We start from the raw sequence: 11,291 nt of genomic DNA on the forward strand, positions 1-11,291 counted from the left end.
CCGCCGTCCCACCACCCGCCCGGGGCGCGGACACCCCGAGGAAGGCCAGCCGCCGCATGCTGCACGAATCCGGGGAACACCCCCCGCACCCCCGCATCCTGCTCCTGTCGACCTCCGACACCGACCTGCTCAGCGCCCGCGCGGCCGCCGGCCCGGTCCCGTACCGCTTCGCCAACCCGTCCCGCCTCGCCCTCGACGACCTCCCCGCCCTCCTCGACGGCGTCGGCCTGGTCGTCGTACGCCTCCTCGGCGGCATCCGGGCCTGGCAGGACGGACTCGACCTGCTCCTCGCCGACGGCCGCCCGGTCGTCGTCCTGACCGGTGAACAGGCCCCCGACGCCCAGCTGATGGCGTCCTCCACGGTCCCCGTCGGCATCGCCGCCGAGGCCCACGCCTACCTGGCGCACGGCGGCCCGGCCAACCTGGAGCAGCTCGCCCGCTTCCTCTCCGACACGGTCCTGCTCACCGGCCACGGCTTCGAGGCACCGGCGGCCGCCCCCACGTGGGGCCCGCTGCCCCGGGAGGGCCGGGAGACCGACGGCCCGACCGTCGCCGTGCTCTACTACCGGGCCCACCACATGAGCGGCAACACCGCCTTCGTCGACGCCCTGTGCGAGGCGATCGAGGACGCGGGCGGCCGGCCCCTGCCCCTGTACGTGGCCTCCCTGCGCGCCCCCGAGCCCGAGCTGATCGAGGAACTGCGCGCCGCCGACGCCATCGTCACCACCGTGCTCGCCGCCGGCGGCACCAGGCCCGCCGAGGCATCGGCCGGCGGCGACGACGAGTCCTGGGACGCGGGCGCGCTCACCGCCCTCGACGTGCCGATCCTCCAGGCCCTGTGCCTCACCGGCTCACGGACCGACTGGGAGGAGAACGACGAGGGCGTCTCCCCGCTCGACGCGGCCAGCCAGATCGCCGTACCCGAGTTCGACGGCCGCCTCATCACCGTCCCGTTCTCCTTCAAGGAGATCGACGCCGACGGCCTCCCGGCCTACGTCGCCGACCCCGAGCGCGCGGCCCGGGTCGCCGGAATCGCCGTACGCCACGCCCGGCTCCGCCACATCCGGCCCGCCGACAAGCGCCTCGCGCTGGTCCTCTCCGCCTACCCGACCAAGCACTCCCGCATCGGCAACGCGGTCGGCCTGGACACGCCCGCCAGCGCGATCGCCCTGCTGCGCCGGCTCCGCGACGAGGGCTACGACTTCGGGACGGACGCGGAGGTGCCGGGCCTGGTCTCCGGTGACGGGGACGAGCTGATCCGCGCGCTGATCGAGGCGGGCGGCCACGACCAGGACTGGCTCACCGAGGAGCAGCTGGCCCGCAATCCGGTCCGCATCCCGGCGGCCGACTACCGGCGCTGGTTCGCCACGCTCCCCGAGGAGCTGCGGACGGCGGTGGAGGAGCACTGGGGCCCGGCCCCCGGCGAGATGTTCGTCGACCGCAGCCGCAACCCGGAGGGCGACATCGTCCTCGCGGCCCTGCGCTTCGGCAACCTGCTGATCCTCATCCAGCCCCCGCGCGGCTTCGGCGAGAACCCGATCGCGATCTACCACGACCCGGACCTGCCGCCCTCCCACCACTACCTGGCCGCCTACCGCTGGATCGCCGCCCGGGCCGAGGACGGCGGCTTCGGCGCCGACGCGATGATCCACCTCGGCAAGCACGGCAACCTGGAGTGGCTGCCCGGCAAGAACGCCGGCCTGTCCGCCGCCTGCGGCCCGGACGCCGCCCTCGGCGACCTCCCGCTGATCTACCCGTTCCTGGTCAACGACCCCGGCGAGGGCACCCAGGCCAAGCGCCGCGTGCACGCCACGCTCGTCGACCACCTCGTCCCGCCCATGGCACGCGCCGACTCCTACGGCGACATCGCGCGCCTGGAGCAACTCCTCGACGAGTACGCCCAGATCTCCTCCATGGACCCCGCCAAGCTACCGGCGATCCGCGCCCAGATCTGGACGCTCATCCAGGCCGCCCGGCTCGACCACGACCTCGGCCTGGAGGACCGCCCGGACGACGACGGCTTCGACGACTTCCTCCTGCACGTCGACGGCTGGCTCTGCGAGGTCAAGGACGCCCAGATCCGCGACGGACTGCACGTCCTCGGCAACCCGCCGCAGGGCGCCGACCGCGTCAACCTGGTCCTCGCCATCCTCCGGGCCCGCCAGATCTGGGGCGGCGCCACGGCCCTGCCCGGCCTGCGCGAGGCCCTCGGCCTGGACGAGTCCGCCGCGACCCGCACGACCGCCGACGCGGCCGAGGAGCAGGCCCGCGCCCTGGTCCAGGCGATGGACGACGTGGGCTGGGACCCGGCCGCGGTCCCCGCCGAGCACGGCGAACAGGTCGCCGCCATCCTTGAGTTCGCGGCCCGCGAGGTCGTACCGCGGCTCGCCGCGACCACCGCCGAGGTCGACCACACCGTCCACGCGCTGGCGGGCGGCTTCGTCCCGGCGGGCCCCTCGGGTTCACCCCTGCGGGGCCTCGTCAACGTCCTCCCGACGGGCCGCAACTTCTACTCCGTCGACCCCAAGGCCGTCCCCTCCCGCCTCGCCTGGGAAACGGGCCAGGCCCTCGCCGACTCCCTCCTGCAGCGCTACCGCGCGGACAACGGCGACTGGCCCACCTCCGTCGGCCTCTCCCTGTGGGGCACCAGCGCCATGCGCACCGCGGGTGACGACGTGGCCGAAGCCCTCGCCCTCCTCGGCGTCCGCCCCGTCTGGGACGACGCCTCCCGCCGGGTCACGGGCCTGGAGCCCGTCCCGTACGAGGAGCTGGGCCGCCCCCGTATCGACGTCACGTTGCGCATCTCGGGCTTCTTCCGGGACGCCTTCCCGCACACCATCGGGCTGCTGGACGACGCCGTACGCCTGGCCGCCTCGCTCGACGAGCCGGCCGAGGCCAACCACGTACGGGCCCACGTCCAGGCGGATTTGGCGGCCCACGGCGACGAACGCCGCGCCACCACCCGCATCTTCGGCTCCCGCCCCGGTACGTACGGCGCGGGCCTGCTCCAGCTCATCGACTCCCGCGACTGGCGCACCGACGCCGACCTCGCCGAGGTCTACACGGTCTGGGGCGGTTACGCCTACGGCCGCGAACTCGACGGCCGCCCGGCGCGGGACGAGATGGAGACGGCGTACAAGCGGATCGCGGTCGCGGCGAAGAACACCGACACCCGCGAGCACGACATCGCCGACTCCGACGACTACTTCCAGTACCACGGCGGCATGGTGGCGACCGTCCGGGCGCTGCGCGGCACGGCTCCCGAGGCGTACATCGGCGACTCCACCCGCCCCGAGACGGTCCGCACCCGCACCCTCGTCGAGGAGACCTCCCGCGTCTTCCGCGCCCGGGTCGTCAACCCGAAGTGGATCGAGGCCATGCGCCGCCACGGCTACAAGGGCGCCTTCGAACTCGCCGCCACCGTGGACTACCTCTTCGGCTACGACGCCACCACCGGCGTGGTCGCCGACTGGATGTACGACAAGCTCACCGAGACCTACGTCCTGGACCCGGCCAACCGCGAGTTCCTCCAGCAGGCCAACCCCTGGGCGCTGCACGGCATCGCCGAACGCCTGCTCGAGGCGGAGTCCCGCGGGATGTGGGAGAAGCCCGACCCGGCCGTGCTGGAGGGCCTGCGGCAGGTGTACCTGGAGACGGAGGGGGACCTGGAGGGCGACGGCTGACCGGGCCGCGGCTCACTCCTCGTCGGACGTGGTGGGGCGGGTCCGGCCGGGCTCCGGGAGCTCGCCCTGCTGCGCCCGGACGTGGAGCACGTCGCCGATGAACAGGTCGTACACCAGCACCCCGATCACGCCGCCGACGAGCGGGCCGACGATCGGGATCCACCAGTAGCCGCTGAACGCCCCTGCCAAGCTGCCTGGGAACGCGAGTTCCCCCCAGCCCTCCATCCAGGTGAACAGGCGGGGGCCGAAGTCGCGGGCCGGGTTGATCGCGTAGCCCGCGTTCGCGCCGAAGGACATGCCGATGGCCGCCACGACGAAACCGATCACGAGCGGTCCGAGGTTGGCCTTCACCGCCGTGTTCCGCAGGTCGATGATCGCCACCACCAGCATGACCAGGAAGGCCGTGCCGACGACCTGGTCGATCAGCGGACCCCAGATGCCGCCGTTGAAGTACGGCGCCGGGAAGGTGGAGAAGATCGAGAACGAGGCGAGCGTGTGCCCGCCCGTCTTCGGCCCTTTCATAGCGTCGTCGAAGGTGTTGATGGCGTCGTGGTACACGGCGTAGACCAGTGCCGCGCCGGCCAGGGCGCCGAGCACCTGGGACACCCAGTAGGGGACGACCTTGACCCACGGGAACTTGCGGCGAACGGCGAAGGCCAGGGTCACCGCCGGATTGATGTGCGCACCGCTGACCCCACCGGCCACATAGATACCGAGGATCACGGCCATGGCCCATCCCCAGGTGATCAGCAACCAGTCCCCGGCACCGAGGAAGAACGTCGTGGGCCCCTCGGTACGCCCCGAGCCGGGCAGCGCCGCGACCGCCATCGCGACCACGCCGCAACCGAAGGAGATGAGGACGAAGGTCCCCAGGAACTCCGAAAGGCATTCGCCCCACAAGCCTCCGCGGCGCCTGAGCCGAGAGGGCTTCAGCAGGGGCTGGATCTCGACGGCCATGATGATCCTCCCAGACACTCGCCCGGCCGCGCCTGAGCGCGGCTGCCCGTGCCGTTGTGGCCTGCTTTCGCTTCATGCCGTGTCGCCAAGGTAAATCCGTGCAGCGACCGCCGCGAGTCGACACCGGCCCGGCCGGTGTCCATCAGGGCGACGAGCAGCCCGCCGGGCCTGCGGGGCGGGTCAAGGGCGCCGCAGCGACCGCAGGGCGGCCCGGCAGGCCGCCGTCGCCGCGGTCGCGGTGAGGGCGGCGGCACCGGCGGTCGTCGCCCACCGCGCCGCGCGGGAGGGCCGGTCGGGGCGCGCGGCCAGGCGTTCCGGGTGTTCGGCCGGGAGGGTGCCCTCCAGGCCGAGGGCCAGTACTTCGGCCAGGTGCAGGGCACGCCGTCCGGTGTCGCCCTGTTCGATCTGGGTGCGGCAGCTGAAGCCGTCGGCGAGCAGCAGGCTGCAGGGGTCCGCCGCGCGGACGGCGGGCAGGACGCCCTGCTCCGCGACGGCCAGGGAGACCTCGTGGTGGCCGCGTTCGAAACCGAAGTTGCCGGCGAGGCCGCAGCAGCCCTCGTCGAGGACGTCGGCGTCCAGACGGGCGCGGCGCATCAGCTCGCGGTCGGCGTCGAACTTCATGATCGCGTGCTGGTGGCAGTGCGTCTGCACCGTCGCCCGCCGGTCCAGCCGAGGGGGTTGCCAGTCGTTAGGCGCGTGCCGGACGAGCTGCTCGGCGAAGGTGCGGACCTGCCGGGCCAGCCGTTGCGCGTCCTGGTCGCCGGGCATCAGCTCGGGGGCGTCGGCGCGGAAGACGGCGGTGCAGGACGGTTCGAGACCGATGACCGGTGTGCCCGCCTCCAGCTGGGGCCGCAGCGTGTCGAGGGTGCGGCGCAGCACCTTCCGCGCGCGGGGCAGTTGGCCGGTGGAGATCCAGGTCAGGCCACAGCACACCGGCTCGGCGGGCACGGCGACGCGGAAACCGGCGTCCTCCAGAACGTGCACGGCCGACATGGCGATGGACGGGTGGAAGTAGGTGCTGAAGGTGTCCGGCCACAGCAGCACGGTGCGCGGATCGGCCGGGTCGGGCTCCTCGGTGGCGCGCCGCCGCCACCACTGGAGAAAGGACTGCCGGGCGAACACGGGTGCCTGACGGGCCTCGTCCACGCCGGCCAGCCGCTTGCCCGCCCGGGCCGGCCCGGGCGCGTGCAGGGCGCTGTTGACCAGCCCGGGGGCGATCCGGGACAGGCGCGCCCACACGGGCAGCCAGCCCATGGAGTAGTGGGCCGCGGGGCGTATCCGCCCCTCGTAGTGATGCGAGAGGAACTCCGCCTTGAGGGTGGCCATGTCGACACCGGTCGGGCAGTCCGACTTGCAGCCCTTGCAGGCCAGGCACAGGTCGAGGGCATCGCGCACCTCGGGGGAGCGCCAGCCGTCCGTGACGGCGGAGTCGGCGTGGCCGCCGAGCATCTCGAACAGCAGCCGGGCGCGGCCCCGGGTGGAGTGCTCCTCCTCCAGCGTGGCACGGTAGGAGGGGCACATGACGCCGCCGGAGTGGCTTCGGCAGTTGCCGATGCCGACACAGCGCAGCACGGCCCGGTCGAAGGAGTGGTCGTCCTCCGGGAAGCCGAAGTGCGTCGCTGACTCGGCCGGGTGCCAGGAAGGGCCGAGGCGCAGCTGCCCGTCGACCGGGTGGGGGTCGACGACCTTGCCCGGGTTCATCCGGTTGCCCGGGTCGAACAGCGCCTTCAGCTCGCCGAACGCGGTCACGAGCCGCTCGCCGAACATGCGGGTGAGCAGCTCGCCCCGGGACTGGCCGTCGCCGTGCTCGCCCGACAGGGAGCCGCCGTAGGAGGAGACGAGGTCGGCGGCCCGCTCCACGAAGCGCCGGAAGTCGGCCACGCCGTCGGCGGTCCTGAGCCCGAACGGGATGCGGGTGTGGACACAGCCCTGCCCGAAGTGCCCGTACAGGGAGGGGTGGCCGTAGTCGAACTCCCCGAACAGCTTCTTCAGGTCCCGCAGATAGTCGCCGAGCCGGTCGGGCGGGACGGCCGAGTCCTCCCAGCCCTCCCACGTCTCCCGGTCGTCGGGCGGACGGGCGGTGACGCCGAGTCCGGCCTCGCGGGCCTTGAGGGTGCGCTGCTCGCGCTCCGGGTCGTCGGAGAAGGCGACAGCGCGGTCCTTCTCGGACCGGCCGACTGCGGCCAGCAGGGCGTGCGCCTGGTCGTCGACGACGTCCTGGCTGTCGCCGAAGAACTGCAGCATCAGCCAGCTGTCGCCCTCCGGCAGGGTGTTCAGGGACTCCAGGTAGGCGCCCTCCTCGCGCATCAGCTGGGCCATGCGCCCGTCCAGGGCCTCCAGCTGGCCGGGGGAGCAGTGCTCCAGCAGGTTGGGGACGTCGTCGGCGGCCGCGCAGATGTCGTCGTAGCCGAGGACCAGCAGCGACTGGTACGCGGGCACCGGCACCAGGTCGAGCTCGGCGCGCAGCACGGTCACCAGGGTGCCCTCGCTGCCGACCAGGGCCCTGGCCACATCGAAGCCGTTCTCGGGCAGGAGCGAGTCGAGGTTGTAGCCGGAGACACGGCGCGGGATCTTCGGGTAGCCGCGCCGGATGTCGCCGAGACAACCGGTGACGATGCGGTCCAGGCCGGCGTACAACTCGGCGCGCCGGCCGCCCTCCTCGGCGATCCGCGCCCGCTCGGCCCGGGAGGTCGGTCCGACCCACATCCGGACGCCGTCGTAGGTGAGCACCTCCAGGCGGCGCACGTTGTCGACGGTCTTGCCGTACGCCTGCGCGGACGCGCCGCACGAGTTGTTGCCGATCATGCCGCCCAGGGCGCAGTGGCTGTGCGTCGAGGGCCTCGGCCCGAACTGGAGGCCGTGGCCGGCCAGGCGCTGGTTGAGCACGTCCAGGACGATCCCCGGCTCCACCACGCAGGTCCGTGCGCCGGGATCGACGGAGACCAGCCTCGTGCAGTACTTGCTCCAGTCGATCACCACGGCCGTGTTCGTCGACTGGCCCGCCAGACTGGTGCCGCCGCCCCGCGACAGGACCGGGGCGCCGAAGCGGGCGCACACCCGCACGGCCTGAGCTCCGGCCTCCACCGTACGAGGCACCACGACGCCGATCGGCACCTGCCGGTAGTTGGAGCCGTCGGTCGAGTAGGCACCCCTGCTGCCCGCGTCGAACCTGACCTCTCCGTCCACCTCCTCGCTCAGCGCCGCCGCCAGCCCGGCCACATCATCCGCCCCGGAGGCGTCGAAAGGGGTGCGAGTCATCGGGGAACCGCCTTCCTGAGCCGTCGACCGTGCGCGACGTCCGGTCGCGCCGGGACGGCCCTCCGCCTGCCGCTCCCGGGTACCCGGCTCCATCGCCGTTCACGGCGGGCCGGTCAAGGTTGTTCCTCACGCAGGCCCTGATCACGTAAAAAGCATGGCCATGACACTCACCTGGTGCGAAGGTCCATTTCGCACAAATGATCTATCGACGGAGATGTCATGAGAAGGATCCGCTTCAAGAAGAAGGCAGCCGCCTGCGCCGTGTCATTCGCGGCAGTGGCGGCCGTGATGGCGACCGCCGGTCCGGTGAACGCGGCCGAGTACACGGTCATGGACAACTGCGACGTTCCGTGGATCAACTGCTCCTACGGTGACCTGTGGTTGTTCTACAACTCGAAGGACATCGCCGTCCAGGACGGCTACTACAAGTCGGCCTTCACGACGTTCTACGGCAATGTGTCCGACCACTGGGGCACCAGCCAGTACCAGGGTTCCTCACTGACGACCTACCGGTACGTGTTCGGCAACGGCGGCTACGGCAACGGCCAGTACATGAAGAACAACGCGGCGTCCGTGCAGAACTGCGCCCCGGACGACAACTACCGCGTGTACTACAACTCCGGCTACGGCGGCACATCGCAGTACTTCGCGAAGAACGGCCCCTACGGAGACTGCAACATCACCGACCTGATCTCCGCCCTGAAGAACAACAACGCCTCTTCCCACTTCGCATAAAGCACACGAAGGAACCCCCGTGAAGTACCTCAAGCAGACAGCCGCCGCAGTAGCCCTGACCGCTTCGGCTCTCATGGTCAGCGCCTGTTCCTCCGGCACGACATCGGACACCACGAAAAACGCGGCCGACACCAGACCGGTCGTGAACAAGGAAAACTGGCCCGAGAGAATCCCCACCAGCGGCCTGACCAAGGGTCTGAGCCTCCCGCTGGAGGCGTACATGCCCTCCTACGAGGACCAGGTCACCGTCGAGCAGGCCGCCAACGATCTCCAGCAGTCCTGTATGAAGGACTACGGCATCGACCTGACGCTGCCACGAGCAGGCGCCAACCCGCCTCCCAGTGACAACGACGCCAACATCGAACGCCGTTACGGCATCACCGACCGGGCCGAAGCCGAGAAGTACGGCTACGAACTCCCCCCGGCGCTGCAGGAATACACCAAGCAGACCATGCGTGATCTGTCCGGTGTCGAGGTGGAGGTCCTGACCGGCCACACCAAGCCCGAACCGCTCAGACCCCCCACGGGAGGCAAGGCCGGAGAGCCGTTGGCCGCCCCCGGCAGGAGCACGAAGCCCGCCCGGGCTGAGTACGACGGAAAGAAGTTGAAGCCAGGCGGCTGTGTCGGCTGGTCCAAGCAGCAGCTCGGCCTGAAGGATGCCGACCCCGCCTTCGTGGCGCAGCTCGCCGGGGACAGCCTGGTGCAGTCGATGAAGGACGACAGGGTCATCAAGGTCATGGCCGCCTGGTCCGCATGCATGGACGGCAAGGGACACGACGGACTCGCCGATCCGTACAAGGCGATGGACCAGGGCGTCACGAATGACGGGCAGCCGTCGCCGGAGTCCATCGCTCTGGCGGTCGACGACATCGACTGCAAGGAACAGACGGACCTGGTGAAGGTCTGGTCCGGCGTGGAGTCCGCCATCCAGGACCAGCAGATCGCCGACAACAGGAGCCGGCTGACCGGCATCAAGGAGCAGCACGACAAGGAAATGACCGCCGCGCGCAAGCAGATGGCGACTTCCGTCCGGTGAGGACCGGTGCGGTAGTGCCCGGACCGCGCATGACCCGGGCACTGTGGCTGACGGCGGCATGTGTGCTGGCCGCCGGGTGTACGGCCGGCGGCGCCGGCAAGGCCCCCGCGCCGCAGCGGCCGGCGACTCCGAGCGCGGAGCAGAGCAGTCCTCGAGTCCGCCCGTCGCCGTCGCCGTCGCCTGTGGCCTCGGTGCACTCCGAAGGCCGTACACGGGTCCTGGAGTACGGAGACCTGACCGTGCGTGCCACACCGGAGAGCAGTGGTGTGCGCACCGAGATCGAGGTGGCCAACACCTACCAGCGGGATGCGACGTATTCCGTCCAGATCAGCATCGCCGACGGTAAGGGCTGGACCGCGTACAACCGGTTCTGGCTGCAGGACGTTCCCCCGGGAAAGACCGGGCGGGACGACGCGGTGATCGGCTCGGGAGACATGGGTCCGGTTCCGCAGGTACCGAAGATCTACGTCGATGAGTTCACTCCCCTCGTCGACCGGAAGTAGCAAGTCGACCTTCCCCTGCTCTCCCGGAGTTCAGATCACCCCCTTCAAGGAGCCCATGATGAGCATGCGCCGTACCGCGGCCTCGGTGGCGGCCGCCGCCGCCATCGCCGCAGCGACGCTCATGACCGGGTGCGGCAGCAACGACACCAGCGCCCAGGACACCCCGGCCGGCACACCGGTCGTGAACAAGGACAACTGGCCCGCGAAGGCCCCCCGGCAGGGACTGGCCAAGAACATGGTGCTTCCCCTGGAGAAGTACATGCTCTCCTACGCCGACCGGGTCACCCTCGATCAGGCGACGACCGGCCTTCAGCAGAAGTGCATGGCCGACTACGGCTTCCACATCACGCTTCCCAAGGCCGGGGCGAATCCGCCGCCCAGTTCCGACGACGCCGACATGGATCGGCGCTACGGCATCACCGACCCGGGCGACGCCGCGAAGTACGGCTATGAGCCGGCACCGAAGTTCCGGGGGTACACCAACCAGAGCATCCCCGACCTCCCGGGCGTGCAGGTGGAGGTACTGACCGGGCACACCAAGCCGGTCATCACCCACTCCAAGAACGGCAAGGGCGGTTTCTACATCGCCCCCAACAGCGTGAAGCCGGCACGCGCCTCCTACCACGGCAAGGCGCTCAGGAAAGGCGGCTGTGTCGGGTGGAGCAAGGAACAGATCGAACTCGACGACTCCGACGCCCAGTTCGTCTCCCAACTCGCCGGGAAGAGCCTGACCGCTTCGCAGCGGGACCGGGCGGTGAAGAAGGCGATCAGCGCCTGGTCGTCCTGCATGGACGCCAAGGGCCATAAAAACCTCTCCGACCCGTACCAGGCGATGACACGGGGCGTCACCGGCGGCCGTACCTCGAAGAGCCGGGACAGCATCGAACTCGCCGTCGACGACGTGGCGTGCAAGCAGCGGACCAACCTGGTGAGGATCTGGTTCGACGCCGAGAGCGAGATCGAGAACAAGCAGATCGCCGGCAACAAGGCCAAGTTGGAGGCGATCGCCGCCCGCCACGTCAAGGCGCTGTCGGCGGCCCGGACCCAGCAGGCCGGATGAGCGGTTCCGGGGCGTAGGAGCCCCGAACGCGGTGGACGACGCGCTCGCGCCCCACTATT

7 protein-coding genes are annotated in these 11,291 nt (G+C 70.8%); 5 read left to right on the plus strand and 2 right to left on the minus strand.

The features are described from left to right. Positions 1–56 precede the first annotated feature (56 nt). Positions 57–3,683 (plus strand): cobaltochelatase subunit CobN, encoded by a 3,627-nt coding sequence (gene cobN, locus ACH4G3_RS03420; RefSeq protein WP_397622862.1) that lies wholly within the window; start codon positions 57–59, stop codon positions 3,681–3,683. A 12-nt stretch (positions 3,684–3,695) separates the two neighbouring features. Here the strand turns inward: cobN and ACH4G3_RS03425 are convergent, their stop codons facing one another. Further along, the gene (locus tag ACH4G3_RS03425; protein ID WP_356924832.1) at positions 3,696–4,640 is read right to left on the minus strand and encodes an MIP/aquaporin family protein; all 945 of its coding nucleotides are present in this window, start codon (positions 4,638–4,640) and stop codon (positions 3,696–3,698) included. Between the two features lie 180 nt (positions 4,641–4,820). Then, positions 4,821–7,898: an FAD-binding and (Fe-S)-binding domain-containing protein gene (locus ACH4G3_RS03430; protein ID WP_397622863.1), complete on the minus strand. Its 3,078-nt coding sequence runs from the start codon at positions 7,896–7,898 to the stop codon at positions 4,821–4,823. A gap of 219 nt (positions 7,899–8,117) precedes the next feature. On the opposite strand from ACH4G3_RS03430, the gene ACH4G3_RS03435 reads away from it, so the two are divergent. The 4 genes from ACH4G3_RS03435 (at position 8,118) to ACH4G3_RS03450 (ending at position 11,232) form a co-directional block, all read left to right on the plus strand. Then, entirely contained in the window at positions 8,118–8,633 is a 516-nt protein-coding gene (locus tag ACH4G3_RS03435; protein ID WP_397622864.1) for a hypothetical protein, read from the plus strand. 19 nt (positions 8,634–8,652) lie between these two features. Further along, complete coding sequence (locus ACH4G3_RS03440; RefSeq protein ID WP_397622865.1) at positions 8,653–9,669, plus strand: hypothetical protein; 1,017 nt, start codon at positions 8,653–8,655, stop codon at positions 9,667–9,669. Positions 9,670–9,908: 239 nt separating this feature from the next. After that, the gene (locus ACH4G3_RS03445; protein ID WP_243378871.1) at positions 9,909–10,172 is read left to right on the plus strand and encodes a hypothetical protein; all 264 of its coding nucleotides are present in this window, start codon (positions 9,909–9,911) and stop codon (positions 10,170–10,172) included. Positions 10,173–10,230: 58 nt separating this feature from the next. Beyond that, positions 10,231–11,232 carry a hypothetical protein gene (locus tag ACH4G3_RS03450; RefSeq protein WP_397622866.1) on the plus strand — a complete coding sequence of 334 codons (1,002 nt, stop codon included), beginning with the start codon at positions 10,231–10,233 and terminating at the stop codon, positions 11,230–11,232. The last annotated feature ends 59 nt before the right edge of the window (positions 11,233–11,291 follow it).

This window comes from Streptomyces afghaniensis (assembly GCF_044327915.1).
Classification (GTDB): Bacteria; Actinomycetota; Actinomycetes; order Streptomycetales; family Streptomycetaceae; genus Streptomyces; species Streptomyces afghaniensis.

Bases quoted from the DNA above. Each gene is read 5' to 3' on its own strand.
- cobN (WP_397622862.1), top strand. From the start codon at position 57: ATGCTGCACGAATCCGGGGAACACCCCCCGCACCCCCGCATCCTGCTC.
- ACH4G3_RS03425 (WP_356924832.1), bottom strand. From the start codon at position 4,640: ATGGCCGTCGAGATCCAGCCCCTGCTGAAGCCCTCTCGGCTCAGGCGC.
- ACH4G3_RS03430 (WP_397622863.1), bottom strand. From the start codon at position 7,898: ATGACTCGCACCCCTTTCGACGCCTCCGGGGCGGATGATGTGGCCGGG.
- ACH4G3_RS03435 (WP_397622864.1), top strand. From the start codon at position 8,118: ATGAGAAGGATCCGCTTCAAGAAGAAGGCAGCCGCCTGCGCCGTGTCA.
- ACH4G3_RS03450 (WP_397622866.1), top strand. From the start codon at position 10,231: ATGAGCATGCGCCGTACCGCGGCCTCGGTGGCGGCCGCCGCCGCCATC.